Origin of the sequence: Aeromicrobium sp. UBA7512 (genome assembly GCF_002476985.1) — a bacterium.
In the GTDB taxonomy this organism is placed as follows: domain Bacteria; phylum Actinomycetota; class Actinomycetes; order Propionibacteriales; family Nocardioidaceae; genus Aeromicrobium; species Aeromicrobium phoceense.
In genome coordinates, this window is record NZ_DLNK01000007.1 from 376584 (window position 1) to 403381 (window position 26798).

Annotated in this window: 23 protein-coding genes; 4 read left to right on the forward strand and 19 right to left on the reverse strand. The window is 68.3% G+C overall.

From position 1 onward, the window contains the following. Nucleotides 1–165: 165 nt before the first annotated feature. Genes B2363_RS12705 through B2363_RS12725 form a run of 5 tightly spaced genes read right to left on the reverse strand, consistent with a single transcriptional unit; the run spans nucleotide 166 to nucleotide 6978 of the window. Entirely contained in the window at nucleotides 166–1767 is a 1602-nt protein-coding gene (locus B2363_RS12705) for a TniQ family protein (protein WP_286930669.1), read from the reverse strand. After that, entirely contained in the window at nucleotides 1764–3206 is a 1443-nt protein-coding gene (locus B2363_RS12710; protein WP_313601167.1) for a TniQ family protein, read from the reverse strand. Before B2363_RS12710 ends, B2363_RS12705 begins: the two co-directional genes overlap by 4 nt. After that, complete coding sequence (locus B2363_RS12715) at nucleotides 3151–4197, reverse strand: TniB family NTP-binding protein (RefSeq protein ID WP_286930671.1); 1047 nt, start codon at nucleotides 4195–4197, stop codon at nucleotides 3151–3153. The genes B2363_RS12710 and B2363_RS12715 overlap by 56 nt, the downstream gene beginning before the upstream one ends. Further along, nucleotides 4197–6344, reverse strand: a complete 2148-nt coding sequence (locus B2363_RS12720; RefSeq protein ID WP_286930672.1) for a Mu transposase C-terminal domain-containing protein — start codon at nucleotides 6342–6344, stop codon at nucleotides 4197–4199. Before B2363_RS12720 ends, B2363_RS12715 begins: the two co-directional genes overlap by 1 nt. A 4-nt stretch (nucleotides 6345–6348) precedes the next feature. Then, nucleotides 6349–6978: a TnsA-like heteromeric transposase endonuclease subunit gene (locus B2363_RS12725; protein ID WP_286931532.1), complete on the reverse strand. Its 630-nt coding sequence runs from the start codon at nucleotides 6976–6978 to the stop codon at nucleotides 6349–6351. Nucleotides 6979–7390: 412 nt separating this feature from the next. On the opposite strand from B2363_RS12725, the gene B2363_RS12730 reads away from it, so the two are divergent. Continuing rightward, nucleotides 7391–7915, forward strand: a complete 525-nt coding sequence (locus B2363_RS12730; RefSeq protein ID WP_286930673.1) for a hypothetical protein — start codon at nucleotides 7391–7393, stop codon at nucleotides 7913–7915. A gap of 63 nt (nucleotides 7916–7978) precedes the next feature. Here B2363_RS12730 and B2363_RS12735 read toward each other — a convergent pair whose 3' ends face one another. Both B2363_RS12735 and dnaB read right to left on the reverse strand, forming a co-directional pair. Beyond that, complete coding sequence (locus tag B2363_RS12735) at nucleotides 7979–10345, reverse strand: AAA family ATPase (RefSeq protein ID WP_286931533.1); 2367 nt, start codon at nucleotides 10343–10345, stop codon at nucleotides 7979–7981. A 180-nt stretch (nucleotides 10346–10525) separates the two neighbouring features. Beyond that, a complete protein-coding gene (gene dnaB / locus B2363_RS12740) occupies nucleotides 10526–11863 on the reverse strand; it encodes a replicative DNA helicase (protein WP_181753625.1) in 1338 nt (445 codons plus the stop codon). Nucleotides 11864–12343: 480 nt separating this feature from the next. On the opposite strand from dnaB, the gene B2363_RS12745 reads away from it, so the two are divergent. Both B2363_RS12745 and B2363_RS12750 read left to right on the forward strand, forming a co-directional pair. Beyond that, the gene (locus B2363_RS12745; protein ID WP_286930674.1) at nucleotides 12344–13654 is read left to right on the forward strand and encodes an MATE family efflux transporter; all 1311 of its coding nucleotides are present in this window, start codon (nucleotides 12344–12346) and stop codon (nucleotides 13652–13654) included. A 63-nt stretch (nucleotides 13655–13717) separates the two neighbouring features. After that, on the forward strand, nucleotides 13718–14116 hold the full coding sequence (locus B2363_RS12750) for a hypothetical protein (RefSeq protein WP_286930675.1): 399 nt from the start codon (nucleotides 13718–13720) through the stop codon (nucleotides 14114–14116). A gap of 84 nt (nucleotides 14117–14200) precedes the next feature. Here B2363_RS12750 and B2363_RS12755 read toward each other — a convergent pair whose 3' ends face one another. From B2363_RS12755 to B2363_RS12810, 12 genes are all read right to left on the reverse strand, one after another. Then, nucleotides 14201–14980: a siderophore-interacting protein gene (locus B2363_RS12755; protein ID WP_286930677.1), complete on the reverse strand. Its 780-nt coding sequence runs from the start codon at nucleotides 14978–14980 to the stop codon at nucleotides 14201–14203. After that, on the reverse strand, nucleotides 14980–16671 hold the full coding sequence (locus B2363_RS12760; RefSeq protein ID WP_286930678.1) for an ABC transporter family substrate-binding protein: 1692 nt from the start codon (nucleotides 16669–16671) through the stop codon (nucleotides 14980–14982). Before B2363_RS12760 ends, B2363_RS12755 begins: the two co-directional genes overlap by 1 nt. Beyond that, nucleotides 16668–17114, reverse strand: coding sequence for a 50S ribosomal protein L9 (rplI, locus tag B2363_RS12765; protein ID WP_078699657.1), 447 nt, complete (start codon nucleotides 17112–17114; stop codon nucleotides 16668–16670). The genes B2363_RS12760 and rplI overlap by 4 nt, the downstream gene beginning before the upstream one ends. Nucleotides 17115–17132: 18 nt before the next feature. Next, nucleotides 17133–17369 carry a 30S ribosomal protein S18 gene (gene rpsR, locus B2363_RS12770; RefSeq protein WP_067861076.1) on the reverse strand — a complete coding sequence of 79 codons (237 nt, stop codon included), beginning with the start codon at nucleotides 17367–17369 and terminating at the stop codon, nucleotides 17133–17135. A gap of 36 nt (nucleotides 17370–17405) precedes the next feature. Next, complete coding sequence (locus tag B2363_RS12775) at nucleotides 17406–17993, reverse strand: single-stranded DNA-binding protein (protein ID WP_078699656.1); 588 nt, start codon at nucleotides 17991–17993, stop codon at nucleotides 17406–17408. 75 nt (nucleotides 17994–18068) lie between these two features. After that, the gene (rpsF, locus tag B2363_RS12780) at nucleotides 18069–18362 is read right to left on the reverse strand and encodes a 30S ribosomal protein S6 (protein ID WP_078701340.1); all 294 of its coding nucleotides are present in this window, start codon (nucleotides 18360–18362) and stop codon (nucleotides 18069–18071) included. A 127-nt stretch (nucleotides 18363–18489) separates the two neighbouring features. Then, complete coding sequence (locus B2363_RS12785) at nucleotides 18490–21048, reverse strand: ABC transporter permease (RefSeq protein WP_286930680.1); 2559 nt, start codon at nucleotides 21046–21048, stop codon at nucleotides 18490–18492. Nucleotide 21049: 1 nt separating this feature from the next. Further along, the gene (locus B2363_RS12790; RefSeq protein WP_078699654.1) at nucleotides 21050–21793 is read right to left on the reverse strand and encodes an ABC transporter ATP-binding protein; all 744 of its coding nucleotides are present in this window, start codon (nucleotides 21791–21793) and stop codon (nucleotides 21050–21052) included. A gap of 51 nt (nucleotides 21794–21844) precedes the next feature. Next, nucleotides 21845–22918, reverse strand: coding sequence for an L-glyceraldehyde 3-phosphate reductase (gene mgrA, locus B2363_RS12795; RefSeq protein ID WP_286930681.1), 1074 nt, complete (start codon nucleotides 22916–22918; stop codon nucleotides 21845–21847). Nucleotides 22919–22958: 40 nt separating this feature from the next. Then, nucleotides 22959–23789, reverse strand: a complete 831-nt coding sequence (locus tag B2363_RS12800) for a transglutaminase family protein (RefSeq protein WP_286930683.1) — start codon at nucleotides 23787–23789, stop codon at nucleotides 22959–22961. A gap of 8 nt (nucleotides 23790–23797) precedes the next feature. Further along, on the reverse strand, nucleotides 23798–24724 hold the full coding sequence (locus tag B2363_RS12805; protein ID WP_181753608.1) for an alpha-E domain-containing protein: 927 nt from the start codon (nucleotides 24722–24724) through the stop codon (nucleotides 23798–23800). Continuing rightward, complete coding sequence (locus B2363_RS12810) at nucleotides 24724–26199, reverse strand: circularly permuted type 2 ATP-grasp protein (protein WP_376785980.1); 1476 nt, start codon at nucleotides 26197–26199, stop codon at nucleotides 24724–24726. The genes B2363_RS12805 and B2363_RS12810 overlap by 1 nt, the downstream gene beginning before the upstream one ends. A gap of 158 nt (nucleotides 26200–26357) precedes the next feature. On the opposite strand from B2363_RS12810, the gene B2363_RS12815 reads away from it, so the two are divergent. Then, nucleotides 26358–26792, forward strand: a complete 435-nt coding sequence (locus tag B2363_RS12815; RefSeq protein WP_181753607.1) for an HNH endonuclease — start codon at nucleotides 26358–26360, stop codon at nucleotides 26790–26792. Nucleotides 26793–26798 lie beyond the last annotated feature (6 nt).

The window sequence follows — 26798 nt, forward strand, 5'->3', positions numbered from 1 at the left end:
CAGCTTCCAGTAGGAGGATCACCGGTGAGGGGTTGGGGCATTCGCAACGTGTCTCCGGGGTGGCTCCGCACACGTCGATGTCCGCGTCGGGCTCATCGGCCAGGACACGGCTGCGGAATCCGCACCAGTCGCACTCGACAGCCACCCACCGTGGCGTGGGCGGACTCACGGCTTGGCCTGTTCTGCCAGCACGAGCAGTGCTTCCTTGGCTCCCGCGTCTAGACCGATATCAAAGTTCCTTAGGTGTTCGCGAAGCCGCGGCCGGTGCTCGATCGGGGCGCATGCGAGGTGAGCTGAGGCGTAGTGGCTCCAAAGCCAAGCGATCGCGAGGCGGCGTGCTGGTGGCCGTGTCCTGGGACGTCGTCGGCGCCACCGCGAGAACCATGTGTCGTCGATGGCCAGCGTGCGGATGCGGGATTCGCGCTCGCGGCAATTGACCGAAGGGAGATCTTGGGCGAGGCGGGCGAGGCACTCGGCCAGTTCGGCGGGCGACGAGGTCAGGTGACGGATGGCGGTCCGAGCCGTCGCGCGTGCCAGGTCGTCAGGTAGTCCGAGCAGCCGCCCGGCGTCCGTCCAGGTCCGTTCTGGGTGTCCGGCCTTCACGAGGCACAGGGAGGCGAAAGTCGAGACGACGTGATCGCGTGAGTCGAACATGCCGTGCAGGTGCCGGTAGGCCAGATCGGGCGAGATGGCTTGGGGAACGCGGTGCGAGGGGGTGAGCCGGCTCATGCGAGCGAGGTGGGCAGGGACGCGAAATCGGCGGCCGTCGCCGTTCATCACGATGCGGGTCAGGGCCGCTGTCATGCGGGTGTGGTCAGCGATCCAGCCGAGGACGCTCTCGCTCGTGTCGGGGACGACGTCGAGCCACGGCTGGAACTGTTCGGCTGCGGTGTCGAGGTCGGTTGCTGTCAGGAGTTGGTGTGCCTCGGTAAGCACGTGACTGCGCGTCACGAGGCTCACGGGCGGCTTGATCGCCCATCTGCGTCGCGGGCCGACGACGTCGAGTCCGGCCGCCCAGCGGGGAGGTAGGGCTCGGTGGGGAGCCAGGTGCAGCAGAAGTGCGGCAGCTGCGGTGACGGACTGCAGGTACTCGGCAGCCGTCACCGTTTCGGCGCAGAGGCGGATCTTGCCGACGTGCAGAGCCTGGTCGTGTTGTCGCTGACGCTCCACGCATTCGGTGTTGGCTGCAACGGCATCGAGTTCGCCTAGATCTTGGCGGCAGTGTTCTCGCGGACCTCGCCCGAGGGGGTTCCCGCAGATGGTGCGGGCGCCGATGGATCGGAGCGGGGAGTGTCGTTGGTCTCGGAAGACTCGCGCGCAGGTTGGGCACTCGCTGAGCAGGATCACCTGGTGGCGGACGCAGATGGTGGTCGTTGGGAGCCGCCAGCTGAGGCGCCACGTCCCGTCTGAGGCGAGGCACTCAGGACAGCAGGCGGTGCCGTGTCCGGGGAACCAGCCTCGCGCGGAGATCGTCCGGAAGGTCGCCGGTTGGGTGGGGTCGAAGCCCGTGACATCGATGCCCGGGTTCGCGGCGAGGGTCGCCACGCGGAGTCGTTCCCCTTCGATTCCCGACAGCTCGGTGAGCCGAGCCGTGAGTTCTGGCTGTGGGTTGATCATCAGGAAGCGACGCCCGGCCGATCCGGTGCTGGGCGTGAGGAGCTTCAGGAGAGCTGCGGTGGTCATGCCGTTGGCGTCAGCGAGGTGCTCGAGGTAGCAGTCGAGCCCTTGACCCTCGGTTGGGTGAATCGTGACCGGGAGGCGGTTCATGAACTCTGTCCCGCCATGAGTGCGTTCACCGGCACCACGGCCGATTCGTCCAATGCGATGTGGGCCAGGGCGAGGATGTGCCGCATGATCTCGTCAGGCAGCGTCAGGTCGGCCTCGTGGATCCGCGTGCTGGTCAGCGCGGAGCGGTGGTCCGGTACCGGGCCGTGAGTGAGGTGGATCCAGGCCCAGTCATTGGCCACGTCGACGGTGGTGTGGTGTGCCCGCGTGAGGGTCCGAAGGCGTGGGTCGGTGAGTCGGGTCTGGTCGAGGATGCGTCGGCGACGCCGGTAGTCGATTAGGCCGTCGGCGAGGAGGGTCTCGCCGAGGTCGGCGACCTTGGCGAGTTGTCCCGAGGTGGCGCCCCAGCCGGCGAAGAGGTTGCGTGTCTGTGCGCCCCAGTTCGAGCGTTCGGTGTGGAGGTCGTGGCGTTGAGCGGCTTCGTCAGGGCGGTGGCCGGTCTGGAGCTCGGTGAGCAGGGCGTGGAGGACGTGAACGGCCGCAGTCACAGTGTTCGGTCGTTGCGTACGGGGGTGGGCCGCGGGGATGTGGCGCGGTTCCATTCCGGAGGCTGCGAATTGCTCGGACAGTTCGTGTATCTCACGCTGCAGGGCGCGGCTGTTCCTCGGTGGGCTCGCCACGGAAGCTTCGAAGGCTGTGCGCTTGGGATGCCCGGTGCCGGACCATCCTCGGACCAGCTTCCGCAGGCTTCGGGACATGTACCTGGCGAGTGCAGGTCGCTGGGCGGGTTCTGTGGCCTGCAGCGCGGCCTCAACCAGTTCAGCGCGCCGTCCGAGGGAGGTGTCCGCTGCCCACGCGCGCACGATCCAGCGCGCGGCCTGGGCGGGGTCGTCGGTCAGGTGGCGGCCCGGCGAGCTCTGCGGTGAGTCGAGGGTGCCGGCCAGGACGACGAGACTCCGGAGGCGGTTCATTTTCGTTCTCGCGCCATCGCTCGTGATGGCCCGATCCGCGAGGCTGCCCAGACACGCGGCCGTCTGCACCATCTCCTCGCTCGCGGGGTGGATCGTCTCGGTTTTCGGATCTCCGTTCAGCAGGGTCTTGCAGTTCAAGCAGACGGGCGTGAAGACCAGGTCCCAGTCGCGCAACCGTCGACCGTCGATCGAGGTACAGGACCGGCAGTTCCACGTCCTTGCGTGAACTCGCCAGCCCCGTGACCGGAGGGTGCCGCCGGCCACGCAGGGCGGATACCGTTCCAAGGTCATTTCCCGCAGCGTCTCAAGCTGGAGCCCGGTGCATGCCGCGATCCGACCCATGTCCACCTCACGAACGAACGCTGACCGCCGTAGTCCGTTGGCGTCGGCGAGGCGGCCAAGGTAGGAGGCGAGCCCTTCGCTCGGGTGCGGATCTACTCGGACAGGCAACATGTCAGGACCCATAGCCGCCTCGTCCCTGCCCGCTTGCGGACGTGAGGTCAGCCTCATTCTCGTGGGCGCGCAGCGAGAGCAGCACGCTGGCGAGATGATCACGAGTGACCGGTTGCTCTTCGCTCAGGGCGCCAAGCACTGCTCCCGTGAGCAGGGTGGCGGTGTCGCCGAGGTAGCCCTGGGAGCGGCGCCAGATGTAGGCGGCGTGCTCGCGCGCGAACACTCCCGGTTCGTTGCTTGGGGCGTACGGGAGCAGGAGCTGTTCAGCGGCTTTGAGCAGTTTTTGCCATTCACGGCGTCCGTCGGGCGTGGCGATCTCGTGGGGTCGGAGTTCGATGGCCTGGAGTCGGCCGCGGATCTGGGGGTCTCCGTAGATCGGTCCGCTGCTCAGCAGCGCCCCGACGAGGACGAGGGTGCCGCCGAGTTCGCCGAGCTCGGAGTTCAGGTACTTCAAGTAGTCCAGGACGTCGCGCCCCTGAGTGTGGTTGACCCGGAGCATGTGGACGTCGTCGATGATGACGAGGCGCACTCCGTGCCGGAACAGTGCTTCTTGGACCCGGGTGGTGGTGGCGCGGGTGACGCCTTCGCTGGGGTAGCGCAGGAACGACAGGATCTGCGCGTTGACTTCCTTGATCGCGGACGCGGCTCGAAGGGTCACGTAGATGACTGGGACGAGGTCGGCGGTCATGTGCGGTTCGGGTTGCCACGTCGGCCGGTCGTGGGTCACCGATCCGCCGAGCCAGTCGCGGTGTAGCTCGGAGGCCCAGTCCTTGACGAAGGTGGACTTGCCGGTGGTAAACGGCGCGTTCACCGCGATGATCCGCTGTGCGCCGCGAGGCCGGCGACCAGCCCTGTTGACCAGGGAAGACATCGCGCGGGTTGCCGCGGTCATCTGGGTCGATCTCAGCACGAGTGCGTCGCAGGCGGCATGGAGGGTGTCGAGGTAGTCGGTGCGCGCGTCGTCGTCGAGCGCTGCGAGGTCCTCGACGGGAGCTGGCAGGCCGCCGTTGTGGGCCGTGGCCTGCAGGTGCCATTGGTGTGCGTCCATCAGGCCAGCTCGTCCAGGTCGGGCCACGGTTCCTCGGCAACCTCGGCACCAGGTCCGGGGCGCTCTCGTTCAGGCAGGAGCATCGCCCCGGCATACAGGTCCGCTTCGGCTTGGGCGATGCGGCGCGCCTCGGTGACTTCGGCGTGATCAATGAGCGCCTGCTCGTGTCGCAGGCGCGCGGCGGACATCTGCGTGCGCCATTCCTCCGTGGACCGGGAGCGGGTCAGCTCGGTGAGTTGAGCAATGATCTCGGTCTCGGCGGTGTGCGAATCGATGACCCGGTTCCCGCCACGTTCCTTGATCAGAGCGAGCGCCTTGTCTCGGACCACGTCGACCATCGGCGCGTGTACGAGGTGCCGGGCGCGCCAGCCGATCTCGTGGATGCGGCCGGTGTCGGGGTGCCGGAACCAGATCCGGGTCACGTCCCGTGGGTCGTGATGGAACGGGGCCTTCTCATCTGCGGCTCGAAAGGCACCGTTGCGCAGCTCGCGGAAGTCGTCGAGGATCCGGTCGTCGTAGGTCAGGCCTTTGATGGTGACGCCGTCGTGGCGGACCTTGCGCCACACGATCGGGAGGAACTGGAAGATCAGGTCAGGGTGTTGCGGGACATGGATCCGCCCGGTCGCCTCGATCATCGCGTCCCACATCTCCAACGGCGTCAGACGTGCCTGCGTCGCACCTGGCAGGAACAGGCCGCGGTGTGGGGTGCGGTGATAGTCCAGAGCGACGAATCGCTTCAGGTGCTGCTCCAGTTCCCGCGCAGTCAGCAGTGGTTCGCCCGCTGTCATCCCGACGAACCGGCCGCGCTCGTGCACCGCCCGGCCTTTGAAACCCGGGATCTGTTGGTAGGCGCGCTGCAGCGTCTCGTGCCACCGCTCCACGTGCGGGTTGTCGGTCGGTTTGCTTCCGCGCGACAGCATCAGATCGATCCCGAAGGACCGCAACAGGTCACGGAACTCTGCCGAGACGAAGATCGACCCATGGTCGGCGCGCAGCGACGACGGACGCACCCCCGGCAGGTAGTGGACGCCTTTCAGGTCACGGTCCGGGCGAGAAGCTCGCGGGGTCGGCAACCACGAATCCTGATCGCTGAAGTCGAGGGATTCGGGGACGCCGCACCAGCGGAAGTCGTCGATGTGGTCGTCGGAGACAACCATCGAGAACGGACGCATCGTGTCGTACAGCGCCAGCCCGGCCTCGATTGTCCGCGACGACCGCGGGGTCACCCTCAGTGCGACGATCACTCGCGTCGCCACCGACATGACCGTCAAGATCTCGACACTGTAAGGACGCTCCTGCAACTCGTCCCACACCAGATTGTCCGCGCGGGTCGCGTCGATCACGACGTGAGAGGGGTGGACTGCTGGGTAGGACGCCGTCGACGACACCTTTCGCTGCGACCTCGACCGGTGAGCCCTGGTGGTCGAACCCAACGCCCTCCACCGGTGCGACAGGTATTCACGCTTCAAGCGCTCCGGGAGATCCGCGTCCTCAATGCCTGCTTGCTTCATCGCCACGGCGATGCGCCGATCAAACTCCGCCAGGTTGACCTTGCTCACCGAGCCGTCGAACTGCGCGAACACGTCATCGGCGATCTTCAGAAACCGTGAATCTAGCGCGTCGAAACCTTTCCGTCCCCGGGTGCTGCGGCCGTCCACAAGACCCCGAAGGCCGTCCCTCTCGTACGCCCGAAGCCAGCCGTAAACCGTACTGCGCTTGGCACCACGTGCTCCGGCACCTGTCCGCGCAACCTGCCGATCGGCGCGATCTTCTTGCTCGAGTTGAGCGACCATGGCATTCACCCGTGTCCGCAAAGAGGTCGATTCCGGAGTATCGAACGGTGAAAATGGCTCTCCGAGTTGTCGCAGTTCAGCAATGCCACTGCGGAATCCCGTGAGAATCTCCTGGATGACCTCAAGACGGAACAAGGCTGTCTGTCGTGTCGACTCCGGGAGCGCGGGCCACCACGGCATGATCGTCGCGTCGATGACGTCATCGTTTTCGAAGACGAGATTCGTGAACTCGACGAGCTCACGCGCTCCGTGGGAATCACGCACCAAGGCGCCGTAGCGTTCGATCCCTTCGACGAGAACTAGCCCATTTGTGGTGAGTACTGACGACCCCACCTGGACGCTCGTGACCGACATCGACTCAAACCTTGAACTGGAAAGCGGTCTCAGTCGTCAACGGTCGCTCCAGGTCGACCTGTACGTCGCCGCACCAGACCAAGTGCCACAGTGTCGCGACAATCAGTTGCCTATCTGCCACGTCTGGCAACTGACGGAGTTGAAAGAACTGCGCCCCAGCGGCCCGCGCCATTTCCATGCGGATGACGAGGTGCCACGGTTCGGGGTTTCGGAACCCGTGCAGCCACATCAGGTTCGCCCGCTTCACTGCAGAGTGGCCGGCGAACACCCTGTGGCGCCATCCGCGCTCTTCGCACGCGGTCCGAGTGCGCTGCACTGATTCCAGAAAACGTTCGTCCTGACGTTCAGGCGGACGGGCGTCCCACACCGTCACTGATCCATCACTTGTGACGGTAAGGAGATCGGGTACGTGGCGCCGAACCGCGTGCCCACGGTGCATGCCGGCTCCGCGCTCGAACAGAAGTCGGAGCGGCTGGGCGACGATCCAGTTAACGCACTCGAGTCGGTCGAGCTCACGCAACAAGTCATGCTCAAGACCTGATTCCAGCAACACCTCAGCGCCGGTGGTGACGGAGTGAGCTCTCACGGGAACGTGCCGCGACGCGGCTGTGGATCGCGGACCCCGTACAGGCATCAGTTCCCGCACGGGAGGAGACCCGCTCGTCCAATCCCATGCGTGCGGGCCACCGCCCACATCGAACTGCCACACGCACCCGGAAGGATCGCAGTCACGTGTGTTGGAAGGGGTCAGCGAACTACAGTTGCCCACGGCGGGTCCTTTGCTTGCATTCGGTTGCCTCAGGTCCCGCCCAGGGGCGTATCCGTGCCAGCGGATGCGCCCCGACCTACGTCTTCGACGTGACGGGATCTGATCCCGAACCTAACCCCGATCGAGCCTTCCGTCGAGGAAATTCGCACGGCAGAATTTGCAGGGGTTCCGGGCAGAATGCAATTTCTGTTGCGAGTTTCCCGCCGTCAGATAGCGCTCTCACGCTGTGTGCGAGTTTCCATGACGTGCGAGTTTCCATTCAAAGGAGATCGAAGGCATGGACGATTGGTACGTCCCGACCAGCCGTGAGCTAGAGACGATGTCGGCGGAGCTCCTCAACCGGCTCCCCTGTCGAAATCCCACTTGTCGCGAGTTAGTCATCGCAAGCGGCCGCCGCGGCCCGCTCTCACGGTTCTGTTCAAGCAACTGCCGTGCGGAAGTGAGTCGCGAACGACAGAAGCTGTTGGACGCCTGGGCGGCCCTCGACCGCGCATACAGCGCCGCCGTCCCGCCACTGCCCCTCGCGCGCCTCGACCAAATCCGAGCGCGGCTCATCTGGTTGCTTGAGCGATATCTGGGACCCGGCGACGTCAAGGCGAATCCCGATGTCCGAGCGCGTGAACTCCACGAACCCCGACCGCCGCTCGCCATGTTCTGGGATGAGGAACTCGAAGGTCCACGTCGAGGAGACGCCGAGGTGCGGCGCGCGTGGAAGTCGACCATCGCCGAGTTCAACCGCCGATTCAAAGATGGCGACAAGATCGACCATCGGCCCCGGCGATTCGCCCGGCGGCAACACTGAGGGAGATACCGCTCCACTCACCGATCGAGCAGTACTCCAGCCAGCCGGATCAGTTGGACCTGACTAGGCGACCGGTGCAACCGACTTGCTGTCGAGATCCGAAGCACCTGCATCCGCCGACAGTCTCGTTGCATCCAAGTCGAGTGCGACGCACATTTCGCTGAAGTGATCACGGTCAACGGCGGCGATGAAGTCGAAGGCAGACCGAAGAATGTTGACCGCTTCCCCGATGCCTACAGGGCGACTGATGTCTGCGTCCTCGTTGTGGGACTGCTGGTGGAGAAACCGGGTGACCCGTTGGCGGAGTGGATCTGCCACGAGCCCTTCTTCGAAGGTTCGTCGCATCGATCCTTCGAAATCACCGATCTTGCTCGGGCACTTGAAGGCAAGAAAGGCTTCAAGCATGCGCCGGGCGGCGTTCGGGATGATCGCCGTTGCTTCAAGTTCGCTCGCGAGATCACCCGCAACGCTGTCGTCGATGACGAGGCTGCCCACGCGCCAGAATAGGTAGTGATACTGGGAACGGAGTTTCTTCCGAAGCGCTACGTCTGACCACGACACCATCGCTGGACGACGAACGGGCTCGCCGCTAGCTGAAGGCCCGAAGCGCGTGCGCAACTCGTAAATTGCGTACGGGCACGCCTTCTTAACTGGGCCGGGAAGCCGATCCAACTGGTTGCTCCACAGGCGGAACAGCTCAAAACTGTGGGTGAACAGGAGGACCTGGTGGGTGGAGGCGTTGCCAACGAGCGCGCTCCACAGGTGGCTAGAGACGCCGACGAGGATCTCGTGATCGAGGCTGGAAACGGGGTCGTCGATAAGCACCGTCGCGGAGATCCCCCGCGTCCTCTCGTCGCGGAGGCTGCACAGAAAGTAGAGCAGTGAGATAGCGGTCCGCTCTCCCTCGCTCAGGTCAGTAGCCGGTTGTCCATTGCGCTGTATGGAGTAACGCTTTCCTTCCTTTCCGAAGGAGAGTTCCTCACGTCCGAAAAGAGTCGCAAGGTCCCGAGTAAGTTCCTCTGCCAACGGAGAGGCGTCGAGGTCCTGAACGTTGATCCGTTCACGTTCCTGACCCAGTTCCCGTCGTTCCAAAGTCAGTTGTTCGATTTGTGTATTGCTGTCCTGAACAAGACCTTGAGCTGCTGAGTGCTCCCCTGCGATCGCGGTCAGACGGGCGCGCTCGATGCGATCGGCGGCAGCGGAGACGACGCGCTGGAAGTCGGCTGACCGGTCGTTGTGCTCATCGATCACGGCGTTGAGAGCGTCGAAGTCGACAATTCCGTTACCCACGAACGGGTCGCCTGGCACAACGACCGTGAACGGACTTGCTCGCTTACGAGCGACGAGCTCCCGGAGCGCAGCTATTCGTTTCATGTACTCGGCAACTTGCCGAGTCGACTCTTCGCGTTGAGCCCCGTAGCGCTCACGGAGATCGGGGTAAAGCAGAGCTCGGTCAGGAATCATCCTCAGGACCTGGCCGATTCGTTCATCCTCATCCATCAATGCACGATCGAGCGCATCGAGCTGGTCTTGAAGTTTGGTGAAGCTCTCGTCAAAATGTCGGTCGAGTTCGGCACGCCTGTCCTCATTGAGAACGTTGTTGCACATGAGGCACCGTTCTCGATGCTCGTGAAGATCGATCCCCTTCCGGACCCATTGCTCGGCATCGGTGTTGCCGGCGAGCTCCGTCAGAGCATCACTCACGATGCTCTCCTCCAGAGCGGCAGTGACATCGACTTCGAGCTGCGCGAGGCTGAACTGGGTCGCAGGCAGGAGCTCCAATTCCTCGAGCCGTTGGCTCTGCACGATTTGGAGATCCGCCGCGATCTCGTCATCGGATGCCTCCGAGGTGACCTTCGTTGGATCATTCAGACCGTCACGAACCCTGACCGCGTTGTAACTGCGCGCCGTGAACCGCCCGCCCGCCGTCTGCAACTCCTGAGTGATCGTGCGTGCGACGTCAGTTTCGAGTTTCCGTGCGGATTCTTGGCCGCGCTTATACCCATCCTGAGCCCGGGAAAGTTCAAGCTCGACTTCCGCCAAGCGCTCGGCGATCTGCGTCAACCGCCTATCGCGATCGACGTTGGGCGCGCCGAGGACAAGGAGTGGAAGCGCCTCACTTCGACCGCCGACATCGAAAAGTAGGTTCTTCTTGACGAAGTCCTTGTCGAAAACGCGGACCCGAGACCAGAACGCATCTGATCGATCCGTCACCCGCCGCGCCGCCCCATCGGGACTCATGGCTTCCACGATGACGCCCGGGCCAGAGTGGTCGTCGTCGGCCATGCTCGAGAACGCCCGCGCGAGGCTGCTCTTGCCGCTTCCGTTTCCTCCATAGATCACGTTCACGCGCGAGAAGTCCTCGACGTCGGACGACGGCGACCAACGATCAAAGATCCCGGCACCACTGACCTCAACTATGCGGCGCATCACTAGAGAGACTCCTGTCGACGGCGATGATCTTCGAATTCGCGCGCTTGGGAGGTCCGTCCAACTGTTGAACCGCTCGCAGCCGCCAAGACCCCTAGCGCCTCAGCAGAAACAGTCAGAGTTGTTTCCAGGACACAAGGGCGTTTGTCCAAAGTTCGCTGCATCTCGACACGCGCCGACTCAGGCGAAGTCGGCCCCCGAGGCGCCGCCGGCGGCGCTCTCGGGCTCGCGCGCCATGGGGGTGAAGCGCGAGTAGTGGCCCTGGAAGGACACGGCGACCTTGTTGACCGGGCCGGAGCGGTTCTTCGCGACGATGATGTCGGCCTCGCCGGGACGCTCGGACTCGCCGGCGCCGTGGGCGTCGGGGCGGTTCAGCAGCATGACGATGTCGGCGTCCTGCTCGATCGAGCCGGACTCACGCAGGTCGGAGATCTGCGGCGTCTTGTCGGTGCGCTGCTCGGAGCCACGGTTCAGCTGGCTGATCGCGACGACGGGAACGCCGAGCTCCTTCGCCAGCAGCTTGATCTGACGGGAGAACTCCGAGACCTCGACCTGGCGGTTCTCGACCTTCTTGCCCGAGGTCATCAGCTGGAGGTAGTCGAGGACGACGAAGTCCAGGCCGTGCTGCTTCTTGATGCGCCGGGCCTTGGAGCGGATCTCGGGCATCGTCATGTTGGGGCTGTCGTCGATGATGATCGGCGCGGCCTGCACCGTGGCCATCGCGCGGCCGATGGCGTCCCAGTCGCGGCCCGACATGGAGCCGGCACGCATGTGGTGGATGGCCACCTTGGCCTCGGCCGAGAGCAGGCGCATCGCGATCTCGGAGCCCGTCATCTCCAGGCTGAAGATCGCCGAGGTCAGCCCCTGGCGGATCGAGGCGTTGCGGACGAAGTCGAGCCCGAGCGTGGACTTGCCGACACCGGGTCGGGCGGCGACGACGATCATCTGGCCGGGCTTGAAGCCGGTGGTGAGGCGGTCGAGGTCGGGGAAGCCCGACATGACGCCGTGCACCTCGCCGGAGCGGGTCTCCAGCTCCTCCAGCTCGTCGATCGTGGAGGACATCAGGTCGGAAAGGACGTTGTAGTCCTCACCCGACTTGGTGCCGTCCACGTCGAGGACGGCCTTCTGGGCGCGGTCGACGATGTCCTGGATCTCGCCGGTGCCCGACTGGCCGAGCTGGGCGACCTGCTGGCCCACCTCGACGAGGCGCCGCAGCACGGCCTTCTCGTGGACGATCTCGGCGTAGTAGTCGACGTTCGCCGCGATCGGCACGCCTTGGACGAGGTCGTGCAGGTAGGCGGCGCCGCCGATGCGGCCGATCTCGCCGCGGCGCGTGAGCTCGGCGGCCACCGTGATGGCGTCGGCCGGCTCGCCGCGGCCCGACAGGTCGGTGATGACGTCGAAGATCAGCTCGTGCGCGGGACGGTAGAAGTCGCGGCTCTCGAGGAGGTCGGTGGCGGGGTCGATCGCGTTCTTCGACAGGAGCATCGCGCCCAGGACGCTCTGCTCGGCTGCCATGTCCTGAGGCGGAACGTAGCCCGAGCCCGCGGAGTCCGAAGATCGTTCGGACTCGTACAGATCGGTAACGCTCACGGCACTCCTCGACGTGATCGGCAGCTGGGGGAAAACCTACGGGCGAGGTCCGACAAAAGACCGGCTTGAAGACCGGCTCCCCCCGGTCCAGAACCTCACCTCGGGTGACCTTACGGGCCCGCGGGACGGGGGTCGAGACAGCCGCGCACAGGCCATGTGAACAAGTCCCCCGATCCTGTGGAAAACGCCGGTCGGGAGTGTGCACAGTCGGTGGACCACCCTGTGGAAAGCCTTGTGTGGCACAGGTCACACATGCCTCTGACCTGCGGAAACGTGAGTCACAAGGTGTGGAACGAAGAAGGTGGGGTGTGATTTTCGCCGTCCGAGTTTTCCACGGCGACTACCACGCCGAGCACCGACATGTCGATAAATCCACCACATTCGTCACAGGAGTATCGTCGCCCCATGCGGAACGCCTCTCTCGATCGTCGAATCCTGGCCATCACCGTTCCGGCGTTCGCCGCGCTGATCTGCGAACCGCTCATGCTGATGGCCGACACGGCCATCGTCGGCCACCTGGGGCGCGCTGAGCTGGCCGCTCTCGGGGCCGCCTCGACCATCCTGTCGACGGTCGTCGGCCTGTGCGTCTTCCTCGCCTACGGGAGCACCGCCACGGTCGCGCGGCACCAGGGCGCGGGCGACGAGCGACGTGCCCTCGAGGCCGCGCTCGGCGGCGTCTGGCTGGCCCTGCTCATCGGGCTGGTGCTCGGCACGCTGGCCGCCCTCACGGCCCGCCCGCTGGGTGCCGCCCTGGCCAGCTCCGACCGCGTCGCGGACCTCACCACCGACTACCTGCTGGTCGCGGCCGCCAGCATCCCCGCGGTCCTGCTCGTCCTCGCCGCCACCGGGGCGCTGCGCGGCGTGCTCGACCTGCGCACCCCGCTGGTCGTCATGATCATCGCCAACGTCCTCAACGTCGTGCTGACCGTCGCCCTGGTCTACGGAGCGGACCTCGGCATGCGCGGGGCTGCGCTCGGGCTCGTGCTGGCGCAGTGGGCCGCCGCGCTGGCCCTCGTCGGTCAGGTGATCCGCCGCAGCCGGCACACGCACGCCTCCGCCCGTCTGCGGTGGCCCGACGTCGCGCGGGCCGGGCGCGACGGCGTCCCTCTGCTGCTGCGCACGCTGAGCCTGCGGGCCGTCCTGCTGCTGGCCACGCTCGTCGCGGCCGGCTTCGGCGACGCCTCGCTGGCCGCCCACCAGATCGCCACCACGATCGTGATGCTCTTGGCCTTCGCGCTCGACGCCTTCGCGATCGCCGCCCAGACGCTCACCGGCCACTCCCTCGGCGCGGGCGACGCCGAGGGCACCCGCGAGGTCACCCGGCGCGTCATCGCGTGGGGCTTCGGGTTCGGCCTGGCCGCGGGCGTCCTGCTCGCCGTGTCCGCTCCCTGGGTCGCCCGCGCCTTCAGTCCCGACGCCGACGTCCGGGCTGCCGCCGTCCCGGCCCTGCTGATCGTCGCGGCGATCCAACCGCTCTCGGGTGTGGTCTTCGTGCTCGACGGCGTGCTGATCGGCGCCGGCGACGGCGTCTACCTGGCGTGGGCCGGGCTCGTCGCGCTGCTGATCTATGCACCCGTCGCACTGTGGATCCGCGAGACCGACGCCGGCTTCACGTGGCTCTGGGGCGCCTACGCCCTCTTCCAGGCGACACGGTGGGTGACGCTGTGGGTCCGGCAGCGCGGCGACCGCTGGCTGGTCCTGGGCGCGGCCCGCTGAACCCACGCCGAACGTTCACCTGCGTTTCAGGTGGTTGACAGGTTCGGGGGCTTCCGTGGAGGCATGAGCATTCCCGTCCTGCGGACCATCCCGCGACTCGCCCGTTCCGGCTCCGACCGCGTCGGGCGCGTGTACGTCCTCACCACCGACGAGCTCGCCGGCGTCCTGCGTGAGACCGGGCCCCTCGAGGTCGTCTCCCTCGAGGGCCTGCGCAGCCACATCGTGCGCGGCACCACGCGGCCGGCGGGGCGGCGGCTCCCCGGCCGTCGCCGCCAGGTGCCGTGCGGCGACGTCGAGCGCACCGAGCTCGACCTCCCGAACGGCACCGCGTGGCTCGACCGCGAGCTGGGCACCGACCGGATCATGGTGCGCACGTGGGCACCGCGCGACGGCTCCGAGCTCGACCAGACCCTGTGGTGGCAGGGCCACCCGGTCGCGGCCCGGCTGCCCGAGGCCGCCTGAGCCGACCGAACGAGGTTTCCTGTCACTTCACGAGGTTCGCGAACCACGTTCAGTGACAGTTTCCCCGGTTAACCGGGGAAACTTCTACCGGCGCCAGTACCCCGTGGCGTCGAGGCAGTCGCGGGGGACGCCGCGGTCGTCGGCGAGGTGACGGCGGACCTGGCGGACGGCGCCGGCCTCGCCGGCCACCCAGCAGAAGGTGGGGACGTCGGGCCACGGCAGGGCGCGGACGGCGTCGATCCAGGCCTCGGCGCCGTGCACCCACCGCACCGTGACGCCCGGCAGCGCGGGCAGGTCCTGGATCCCCCCGGGGGAGGCCACCTCGATCACGATGTCGGCGGTCATCGAGCCCGGCCAGGCGTCGAGCAGGCGCGCGACCGCCGGGAGGGCGGTCTCGTCGGCGGCCAGCACCATCCGCTCGATCCCGGTGGGCAGCAGCAGCGAGCGGGTGGGGCCGACGATCCACGCCGGGTCGCCCGGGGTGGCGCGCCGCGCCCAGCCGGCCGCGAACCCGCCCTCGTGGAGCACGAAGTCGAGGTCGAGCTCGCCGCCGGCGAACCGTCGGGGCGTGTAGTCCTTGGCCACCGGGCGGCCGCCCGCGCCACCCCACTCGAGCCGGTCGGGACCCTGCACCGGCAGCGGCGGCCGGTCGGTGCCCTCGAGCGGCACCAGCAGCTTCACGTGGTCGTCGAAGCCCTCGGAACGGAACGCCGCCGCGGTGCCGCCGGCGACGGCGAACTCCTCGAGCTGCTCACCCGCGAGGGTCACGCGGCGCGTGGTGGGCGTGACGTCGGCGACGCGCACGACGCGCAGCTCGCGCATGATCGTGGGCCAGGCCACCGCCTCGCGCCGGGTGCGCGCCATCAGTCGCCCTTCTTCGCCGCGAATCCGACGGTGGTCCAGTCGAGCTGCCCCAGCGCGGAGGGGCCGAGGTTGCGCACCGTGGGATCGACGGCCTGGACGTCGGGCATCACGGCCAGCGGCAGGATCGACGCCTGGGCCCGCGCCACCTTGTCGACCTCGGCGATCGCGCCGGCCCGCTTGGCATCGTCCAGCTCCTCGATCGCCGCGTCGAACGCCTTCCCCGTGGCCTTGGACGACTTGCCGGTGAAGTTCATCGGGCTGTCGATCGGGGTAAACAGCCGCTTCGTGTCACCGAGGTCGAACGGCCCGACCTGCCAGGCGAACGTCGTGAGGTCGAACTTGAGCGGGATCACGAACTTCTCGAAGAAGGTGGCGCCGGGAACCGTGGTGACCTTGACCCGGACGCCGACCTCGGCCAGGTCCTCGGCGATCGCCTCAGCTCGCTGGACCGCGCCCGAGCGGGTGTCGGGGACCGGCAGGCTGAGGACGAGCGGGCGACCCTTGCGCACCACCGGACCCGTGCCGTCCTTGCGCCGCCAGCCCGCCCGCGCGAGGAGCTTCTGGGCCTTCGCGACGTCGCGGGCGATCGGGGCGGTGTCCCGGTAGCCGACCTGACCGGGCAGCAGGGCCACCGAGGTCATCGGATCGGTGGGCACGCCGTACCGCTTCGACGTGTCGGCGACGATCCCGGCCGAGTCGACCGCGAGCGTCACGGCGCGGCGGACGTCGGCGTCCTCGAGCGGGCCGGCGCCGCCGTTGATGGTGAGGTGGGACCACTCCGAGCCACGGGAGGCGCGCAGGTCGGCCTTCGCGAGGTCGGCTCGGGTGGCCGGCGTGACCGGGGCGGACTCGAGCTCGCCGGCCAGGAACGCCTGGGCGAGCACGTCCTCCTCGCCGATCCGCCAGACGATGGAGTCCAGCCGCGGCGCGCGGCCCCACCACCGCGGGTTGCGCTCGAGGGTGATCGTGCCCGTGCGGCGCTCGATCTTCGAGACGAGGTAGGGACCGTTGGCCGAAGGCGCCTTGGCGGCCATGCCGCGGTTGAACCGGTCAGCCGACTTCGTGTGGGCCTTCGGGAGCGTGGGGTAGACGGCGGCGGGCCAGTCGGCGGTGGGCTCCTCGAAGACGACGTCGTACGCGAATTTCCCGTCGGGCTCGACGGCCTCGACGAGGTCGTAGACGGGGGGCGCCGCGGCGGCGTAGTCGTCGTCCTGCAGCGCAGCCACCCAGGCGACCATGTCGGCCGAGGTGATCGCGGTCCCGCCCTGCCAGACCGCCTTGCGGTTGAGCTCGACGCGGACGGTCAGCGGATCACGGTCGGTGACCTCGATGCTGGTGGCGTAGTCGGGGTCGGCCGACCACGAGCCGTCCTCGGCCACCCGCACGGCACCGCCGAGGGTGGGATCGAGGATCTGCGGCGCCGTGCTGGCGACGCCGTCGGTGTGCACGGGGTTGAAGTTCGCCGGGAACGACGAGACGCCCAGGCGCAGGGTGCCACCGTCGCGGACCTCGTCGGCCTCGGCCGGACGCAGGTCGGACATCGGCAGCGACGTGTCCTCGGCGGGCTTCTTCTCGGGAGCGGCGTCGTCGTCACCGCCGCCGAGGCAGCCGGCGAGCAGCAGGCCCGCCAGCGCCCCGACAGCAAGGCGCCGGGCCCCGCGTGAAGCGGGACCCGGCGTCTTGGGGATCACTTGGAGGCGACGACGTTCAGCTTGACCGTCGCAGCGACCTCGGGGTGCACGCGGACGGAGACCGTGTGCGCGCCGAGGCTCTTGATCGGGTTGCCGACCTCGATCCGACGCTTGTCGACCTTGACGCCGGCCTCGGCCAGCGCGTTGGCGATGTCGGTGACGGTGACGGCGCCGAAGAGGCGACCGCCCTCACCGGCGTGGGCGGGGACGTTGATCGCGGACGACTCGAGGTTGCCCTTGATCGACTGCGCGGTCTCGAGGTCGTGCACGGCGCGCGCGTCGCGAGCAGCCTTGATCGACTCGACCTGCTTGGCGCCGCCCTTCGTCCAACGGATGGCGAAGTTGCGCGGCAGCAGGAAGTTGCGGCCGTAGCCGTCCTTGACCTCGACGATGTCGCCGGGCTGGCCGAGGTTCGTGACCTCGTGCGTGAGGATGAGCTTCATCTGTTCTGTGCTCCTGACTCAGCGACCGCTGGACGTGTAGGGCAGCAGCGCCATCTCGCGCGCGTTCTTGATCGCCTTGGCGATCTGGCGCTGCTCCTGGACGGAGACGCCGGTGACGCGACGGGCGCGGATCTTGCCGCGGTCCGAGATGAACTTGCGCAGCAGCGCAGTGTCCTTGTAATCGATGGTGGTGACGCCGGCGGCCGCGAGCGGGTTGCTCTTCTTCTTCGGCTTCCGGACAACGGGCTTGGCCATGATGCTCCTGGAAATGTTCTTGCTACGTGTGATGGATCAGAAGGGGGGCTCGTCGTTGGAGCCGCCGGCGTTGCCGCCGCCGCCCCAGGGGTCGTTGCCCCCGGAAGGCTGCTGCGGCGCGGAGGGCTGGGCCCACGCGCTGGCATCGGACTGCTGACCGCCCTGCTGGCCGCCACCGAAACCTCCGGAGTTGCCGCCGGCGTTGCCGCCGAAGCCTCCGGAGTTGTTACCGCCGAAGCCGCCCTGGCCGCCGCCGCCACCCGACGTGCGGGTGACCTGTGCGGTGGCGTTGCGCAACGACGGGCCGACCTCGTCGACCGTCATCTCGACGCTCGTGCCACGACCGCCGTCCTGACGCTCGTACTCACGGACCTTCAGCGCACCGGTCACGATGACGCGGGTGCCCTTGGTCAGCGAGCCGGCGACGTTCTCGGCCAGCTGGCGCCAGGCCGAGCAGCGGATGAACAGCGTGTCGCCGTCCTTCCACTCGTTCGTCTGACGGTCGAACGTGCGCGCGGTGGACGCGACGGTGAAGTCGGCGACTGCCGCGCCCGACGGCGTGAAACGCAGTTCGGGGTCGCGGGTCAGGTTGCCGACGAGGGTGATGGTGGTTTCGCCTGCCATGGATCAGCCTTCTCTCGAGGTGCTCTCGCGACGAGTGTGTCGGATTCGGGGGACGGAATCACTCCGTCCACAGAATCACTTCACGTCGGGACGCGTGACCTTCGTACGGACGACGGACTCGTTCAGGGAGAGCTGACGGTCCAGCTCCTTGACCGAGGCGGGCTCGGCGGACAGACCGACGACGGCGTAGATGCCCTCGGACTTCTTGTTGATCTCGTAGGCGAGACGGCGCTTGCCCCAGACGTCGATCGCATCGACCGAGCCGCCGTCGGCGACGACCGTGTTGTTGAGGTAGGTCGAGAGGCTCTTCTCGACGGAACGCTCATCGATGTCGGCGTCGAGGATGACCATGACTTCGTACTTGCGCAGTGACACTGCGGATCTCCTTTGGACTGAGCGGTGACGGGCTTTCCGTCACAGGAGGGTGTTGCCTCGAACGGCAACCTCACGAGTCTAGCAGCGGCCCGTCGTTCCGGACCAATCCGACGGTCGACCGTTACTCGCCCGTGATGGCGCGCAGGACGTCGAGCTTCGCCGCACGCCGCGCGGGCAGCACCGCCGCGAGGACGCCCACGAGCGCCGACACCACCACGAACACCGCCAGGGAGCCTGACGGGATCGCCAGGTCGCTGATGCCGTCGTCGGCGAACGACCGCTGCAGCGCGATGCCGAAGAGCAGGCCCGCGCCGATGCCGAGGACGGCACCGAGGATCGCGATCGCCACCGACTCCAGGCGCACCATCCGGCGCAGCTGGGGACGCGTGAGCCCCACGGCACGCAGCAGGCCGATCTCGCGCGTGCGCTCGATGACGCTCAGCGCCAGCGTGTTGATGATGCCGAGCACCGCGATCACGATCGCCAGGCCGAGCAGGGCGTAGATCAGGTAGAGCAGGGTGTTGACCTGCGAGCGCTGCGCCTCGGCATAGCTCTCCTTGTCCTGGACGACGATCGTGGGGTTCTCGCCCACCGCGCGCTCGAGGTTGGCGCGCACCGTGCGCGTGCCCGTGCCCGGCTCGGCGTTGAGCGCCAGCGTCGTGTCGCCGCGCTTGATGCCCGCCGTGGTGACGGTGGACAGCGGCACGACCGCCTGGCCGACGATGTTGCTGTCGGAGTAGACGCCGGTGACCGTGCCCTCGACCTTGCCCGTGCTGAACGACAGCTCGACGACGTCGCCCACGGTGCGGCCGAGCGACTCGGCGAGCGACTCGCTCAGGGCGATCGTGCCGTCCGCCGCCGGGGCCTCTCCCGCGGTGTAGTCGAGGTCGAAGACCGAGCCCAGCTGCACCGGGTCGGTGGCCGACGCGAAGACCTGCGAGCCGTCGGCGCGGAACACGATCGCCTGCACGGGAGCGACGCCCGCGACACCGGGCACCTCGGAGACCTTCTTGGAGATCTCCGGCGAGAACGGCTGCCCGCTCACGTTCTGGATCACGAAGTCGGCGGAGAACTCGCGATCGACGCCGGCGTCGATCGACTTGTTGATGGAGGCGCCCAGGATCGACATCGTGGTGACGAGCGCCAGGCCGATCATCAGCGCCGAGGCCGTGGCCGCCGTGCGCCGCGGGTTGCGGCGGGCGTTCTGCGCGGCCAGCTTGCCGACCGACTTGTACAGCAGCCGGTACAGCGCACCGAAGACCGCGAGCACGGGGGTCGCGATGATCGGGCTGCCGAGCGCCACGGCCATGAGCACGCAGAAGATGCCGGCACCGACCCAGGCGATCGGCTGGGGGACGTCGAGCCACGAGCCGGCCGCCATCGCCCCGGCGCCGACGAGGCCGAAGAGCAGCGCCAGCACGAGTCGCCACCGCAGCGACGACTCGGGCATCGCGATCTCGTCGCGCATCGCGGCCACCGGCGGCACCCGCGCCGCCCGGCGCGCCGGGATCCACGCGGCGAGCATCGTCACGAGCACGCCCACGACGTAGGCGAGCACGATCGTGCGTGTCCGGAACACCAGGGCGGTGCCCGACAGGTCGAGCCCGAAGTTGCTGAACAGCACCTTGAGCAGCATCGCCAGGGCGAAGCCCAGCGCCAGTCCCAGCGTGGAGCCGATGATGCCGATGACGAAGGCCTCGGTCAGCACCGACCGGCTCACCTGTCGGCGGGACGCGCCGAGGGCCCGCAGCAGGGCCAGCTCGCGGCTGCGCTGCGCGACCAGGATCGAGAACGTGTTGACGATGAGGAACGTGCCCACCACGAGGGCGATGCCGGCGAACACGAGCAGGAAGGTGTTGAGGAAGCCGAGCAGCTGGTCGAAGAGGTCCTTGGACTCCTGCGCGACGAAGTCGCCGGTGACCGCCTCGGTCCCCTCCGGGATGACCTCCGCGACCTGGTCGGCGACCTGCTGCTGCGTGGCTCCGGGCTTGGCCTCGACCTGGATGACGCTGTACGCGTCCTGGCCATCGAGGAAGTACTTCTGGGCGCTCACGTCGTCGAACATCACGAGCGTCGCGCCGGCCAGGCCGCCGGAGGTGAAGTCGAAGATGCCGACCAGCTCGGCCTTGAGGATCGGCGGGTCGCTGGGCAGCGCGATCTTGGCGGTGTCGCCGATGCGGTAGCCGGCGACCTCGGCCGAGCGCGCGTCGAGCGCGATCTCCCCCTCCTTCGCGGGAGGGCGGCCGCCGTTCCAGCTCAGCATCTGCTCGCCCGCGGCGTTGGGGATCGGGTCGGCCGGGCCCGCGTTGAGCGCGATGGTCGGGGCGCCCGTGCCGCCGAGGAGCCGGTTGTTCTTCTTGACCACGAAGAGGCCACCGCCGTTGACGGCACCTTCGGCGCGCGCCACGTCGGGCAGCGCCGCGACCTGGCCGACGACCGAGGCCGGGATGGTGCGTGCCTCCCGGTTGACGCTCATCGCGACCGCGTCGCCCTCGCCGGTCTGCGGGCGCACGGCGACGTCGGTGACGGTGCCCAGCGCGATCTGGTCGAAGCTCTTGCCGATCGTGTCGGTGAACACGAGCGATCCGGAGAGGAACGCGATGCCCAGCACGATCGCGAAGGCGCTCAGGAAGAGGCGGACCTTGCGGGCTACGAGGTTGCGCCAGGTGACTCGGCGCACGTCACGCGCCGATCCGGCGCTGCACCACGCTCATGCGCTCCAGCACCTTCTCCGCCGTGGGGTGACGCAGCTCGGAGACCACGCGGCCGTCGGCGAGGTAGACCACGCGGTCGGTGTAGCTGGCCGCGACGGGGTCGTGGGTCACCATGACGATCGTCTGGCCGAACTCGTCGACGCTGCGACGCAGGAACGAGAGCACCTCGGCGCCCGACGTGGAGTCGAGGTTTCCGGTGGGCTCGTCGGCGAACACGATCGAGGGTCGGCTGACGAGCGCGCGAGCGCAGGCCACGCGCTGCTGCTGGCCGCCCGACATCTCGTTGGGGCGGTGCTTGAGTCGGTCGGCGAGGCCGACGGCGTCGATGACGTTGCGGTACCACTTCTCGTCGGGCTTGCGGCCGGCGATCGACAGCGGCAGCAGGATGTTCTCCTCGGCCGTCAGCGTGGGCACCAGGTTGAAGGCCTGGAAGACGAAGCCGATCTTCTCGCGCCGCATCACGGTGAGCGCCTTGTCGTCGAGCTTGGCCAGCGTGGTGGGTCCGATCGTCACGCGGCCGCCGTCGGGAGTGTCCAGCGCGGCCATGCAGTGCATGAGCGTGGACTTGCCCGAGCCCGACGGACCCATGACGGCGGTGAACTCACCCTCGTAGATCTCCAGTGAGACTCCGTCGAGCGCACGGACCTGCGCATCGCCCTTGCCGTAGGTCTTCGTCAGCTCGTGCGCGTGCGCCGCGACGGTCTTCTCCATGGGCAGAGCCTAGGCGAGAAAACCTGAGTTCCGGCACGGGGTCACTCAGAGTTACACGATGTGAGCCGAACCACCCCACAGATCGACCCGGGCGTCGGCGTCGTGTCCGACCAGCTCGTCGATCCGCTCGAGCTCCTCGGCGGTGAAGTCGGTGTTCGCCGCGGCGGCCACGTTCTCGTCGAGCTGCTTCGTGCTGGAGGCGCCGATGAGGGCCGAGGTGGCCGCTCCCGGACGCAGCACCCACGCGATCGCGAGCTGGGCCAGGGACTGCCCGCGCTCGCGGGCCACGTCGGCCAGGCCCCGGAGGCGGTCGCGGTTCGCCTCGACCACGGAGTCGTCGAAGGACGACCGTCCGCCGGAGCGCTCGACCGGCTCGTCGCCGAGGTAGCGGTCGGTCAGCAGGCCCTGCGCCAGCGGCGTGAAGGCGATCGATCCCATGCCGGTGTCCTCGAGGGTGTCGAGGAGCTCGTCCTCGACCCAGCGGTTCACCATCGAGTAGGCGGGCTGGTGGATCACGAGCGGTGTGCCGAGGTCGGCCGCGACCTCCGCGGCCCGGCGGGTGCGCTCGGCCGAGTAGGACGAGATGCCCACGTAGAGCGCCTTGCCCTGGCGCACGGCGGTGTCGAGCGCGCCGACCGTCTCCTCCACCGGGGTGTCGGGATCGGCCCGGTGCGAGTAGAAGATGTCGACGTGGTCCAGGCCCATCCGCTGGAGTGACGCGTCGAGGCTGGACAGCAGGTACTTGCGCGAGCCCAGGAACCCGTAGGGGCCGGGCCACATGTCCCAGCCGGCCTTGGTGGAGATGACCAGCTCGTCGCGGTAGGGGGCGAAGTCGCCGCGCATCATCCGGCCGAAGTTCTCCTCGGCCGAGCCGTACGGAGGGCCGTAGTTGTTGGCCAGGTCGAAGTGCGTGATGCCGAGGTCGAACGCGTGACGGAGCACCTCACGCTGCGTGTCGAAGGTGCGGTTGTCACCGAAGTTCCACCACAGCCCGAGGCTGATCGGCGGCAGCAGCAGCCCCGACCGGCCCACGCGGCGGTACTCCAGCCCTTGGTAGCGATCGGCGTCAGCCTGCCAGGGGCGGTTCGTCTCGGGAACGCGGTTGCGGGTCCAGTCGGTGCTCATGGGTCCACGGTAGGGCGCACCCACGACACCGGCGACCGGGTCAGGCCAGGCGGGTGATCTCGACCTCGACGGTGGTGCTGACCTCGCCGTCGGTGGAGTAGATGCCGCGCAGGTTGGGGTTGTCGTCGAAGTCGCGTCCGCGCGAGACCACGATGTGGCGCTCGCCGGGGGCCTCGCCGTTCGTGACGTCCCAGCCCACCCAGCGACCGTCCCACCACTCGAGCCACGCGTGCGGCTCGGCCGCGACCGGGGCGTCGACCTGCGGGTCGGCCTCGGGGTGGACGTAGCCGGCCACGAAGCGCGCCGGGATGTTCACGTGGCGCAGGGCGCCGATCGCGATGTGCGTGATGTCGTGCGTGACGCCCCGGCCGGTCTCCCACGCCTCTTCGGAGGTGGCGCTGACGTGGGTGGCGGCGACGAGCCGCGTGACGCGGGTGCGCAGCAGCTCCACCACCCGCTCGACGTAGGCGCCCGGGGTGGGGGCGTCGGCGCGGATCGCGTCGAGCTCGGTCACGAGCGACGGCGCGGGACGCACCTTGTCCTGCTGGTGCACGAACTCGCAGTAGCGGTCGAGGGTGTTCGGGTCGAGGGCGTCCCAGCCGATCGACTCGCCGGGCTCGGCGGGGTCGGCCGTGTCGACCACCGAGGTGGCCACGACCGTGAGCTCGTCGTGAGGCTCGGTGACCTCGAACGCCGTCACGGTGGCGCCCCAGTAGTCGCGGTACTCCTGCGACCACGCGGTGGGCGCGATCTCCAGGCGCGTGCGCCGCACGTACTGGTGGGCGGTGGTCTGCGGCGTCAGCCGGGCCTCGCTGTAGGAGGCCACGGTGGGCTCGGAGTACGTGTACGTGGTCGCATGGCGGACCCTCATCCTCAAGCTCACAGCGACACCCGTCCTCTCCAGCTGTGCCAGTCCTCCTGGGCGAAGTAGCGCGCGGTGATCGCGTCGCTCGCGGCCGAGCAGGCGCGCTGCAGGCGCTCCATCTCGACCGGCATGGTCTCGAGGATCTCGTTCAGCGGACGGTACTCGATCTCGGTGCGGGCCCGTCCGAGCAGGCGCAGCGCCTCGTCGGAGAAGCCCGCGCGGCGTCCGGTGACGTCGAGCCGGGTCAGCGCGCGCTCGGCCTCGCTCAGGCTGGAGATCAGCGACCGCGGGAACCAGCGGTCGAGCAGCAGGTACTCGGCCGAGGCGCTGTCGCGCTCGATGCCGCGGTACGTCCGCAGGAAGCTCTCGTAGCCGCCGCACGCACGCAGCGTGTTCTGCCAGGCGATGCCCGACGCCCCGGCGCTGGCCGCGGTGGACAGCAGGCGCGCGGTCATGTCGGTGCGCTCGATGTTGCGGCCCAGCACGTAGAAGTACCAGCCCTGGTCGCGGGGCATGGAGTCGTCGGCCGTGCCGGCGATCATCGCGGTGCGCCGGCGGACCCAGTTGAACATCTCCGCCGGACGCATCGAGGTGGCTGCCGGGACGCCCTGCCAGGTCGTGTTGATCGCGGACCAGACGTCGGTGGACAGCGTCTCGCGGGCACTGCGGGCGGCCTCACGCATCGACCCGATGACCGAAGCGATCGAGCTCGATGACTTCTGGTCGTAGGCGAGCAGGTCGAGCATCGACCAGCGGTTCGGCACGCCCTCGAAGCCCTCGATGCCCATCACCGCGAAGAGCTGCTGGCAGCTGGTGACCTCGTCGATGGCGGGGTCCTCGACCAGCATCTGCATCTGCACGTCGAGCAGGCGCGCCGTGTCGTCGGCGCGCTCGAGGTAGCGGCCGATCCAGAAGAGGGACTCGCCGATCCGGCTGAGCATCAGCCCTCACCCCTCAGCGGCGCGTTGATGGGCGCCATCGTCTGGGTCTGGGTGACCGGGTCGAGGTCGTCGTCGGGCTCCTCGATCGGCTCGGTGGGCCGGGCCAGCACCCACGTGTCCTTCGATCCGCCACCGCGGCTGGAGTTCACGATGAGCTCGCCCTCGGGCAGCGCGACGCGGGTGAGGCCGCCGGGCAGCACCCACACGTCGTCGCCGTCGTTGACCGCGAACGGGCGCAGGTCGACGTGGCGGGGACGGATCCCGTCCTCGACGAGCGTGGGGACGGTGGACAGCGAGATCACCGGCTGGGCGATCCAGTCGCGGGGCGCGGCGATCACCTTGGCGCGCAGCTCGTCGAGCTCCTCGCTGGTGGCCGCCGGGCCGATGACGATGCCCTTGCCGCCGGAGCCGTCGACGGGCTTGAGCACGAGCTCATGGAGCCGGTCGAGGACCTCCTCGCGCTGCTCGTCGTCGCCGCAGCGCCACGTGTCGACGTTGCGCAGGATCGGCTCCTCGTGGAGGTAGTACCGGATCAGGTCGGGCACGTAGGTGTAGAGCAGCTTGTCGTCGGCCACACCGTTGCCGACCGCGTTCGCGATCGTGACGTTGCCGGCCCGCGCGGCGTTGATGAGGCCGGGGACGCCGAGCGAGGAGTCGGCGCGGAACGCCAGCGGGTCGAGGAAGTCGTCGTCGATGCGGCGGTAGATGACGTGCACCGGGGCCAGCCCGTCGGTGGTGCGCATCATGACGCGGCCGCCGTGGCAGACCAGGTCGCGGCCCTCCACCAGCTCGACGCCCATCGTGCGCGCCAGGAGGGTGTGCTCGAAGTAGGCCGAGTTGTAGACGCCCGGCGTCAGCACCACGACGGTGGGCTCGCTGACGCCCGCGGGCGCCGCGGCGCGCAGCGCCGACAGCAGCTGGCGCGAGTAGCGCGCCACGGGGCGGATGCGGTGGTCGGCGAAGACCTCGGGCAGGCCGCTCGACATCGCGCGGCGGTTCGTCATGACGTAGGAGACGCCCGACGGCACGCGCGCGTTGTCCTCCAGGACGCGGAAGTCGCCGGCGCCGTCGCGGATCAGGTCGATGCCCGAGACGTGGATGCGCACGCCGTTCGCGGGGTCGATCCCGGCGACGACGCGGTGGTAGTGGCTGGAGGTGACGACGGTCTCGCGCGGGACCACGCCGTCGCGGAACAGCTCACCCGCGCCGTACGCGTCGGCCAGGAACGCCTCGAGCGCCTTGACGCGCTGCTTCACGCCGGACTCCACCTCGTCCCACGCATCCGCCTCGATGATGCGGGGCACGATGTCGAGCGGGAAGGGACGCTCCTCGCCGGCCACGCCGAAGGTGATGCCCTGCTCGAGGTACGACGACGCGAGCCCGTCGGCGCGCTGGCGGACCTCCTCGGGAGGCATCTTCCCGAAGGCCGCGTGGACGGAGGAGTAGAGGTCGCGCAGACCCTCGTCGCCGTACATCTCGTCAAAGCCCGCGACGGGTCCGTATCCCTCGAACAGTTGCGCCTGGGTCACGGACTCCACCTTAGGGGCGGATTGTCACTTGCACGTTTCGGCCGCCGACGCTCCCGAAATGGCCTCTCGCGCGGTTACGCTTCGTAGCGGAAAGGGGCGCGCCCATGACCGCAGGTGACGTCTTGGTGCTCAACGCGAGCTACGAACCACTGCAGCGCGTGTCCCTGCGCCACGCCATCAAGATGCTGGTGCGCGAGGTGGCGGTCATCGAGGAGGCGGCCGACGACTCGTTCGGCCCGTTCCCGCGGCCCCGGGTCCTGCGCCTGGTGCGCTACGTCGTGGCGCGCTGGATGCACCGGCGCAGCCACCTGTGCACCAAGAGCGCGATCAAGGCCCGCGACCGCCGGTGCGCCTACTGCGGCGGCTCGGCCGAGACCGTCGACCACATCGTCCCGCGCTCGCGCGGCGGCGGGCTCACGTGGGAGAACGCCGTGGCCGCCTGCCTGCGCTGCAACCACAAGAAGGGCAACCGCACCCCCGCCGAGGCCGGCATGCCACTGCTCATCACCCCGGCGCGGCCCACGTCCTGGGTCGCCTGACCGGGG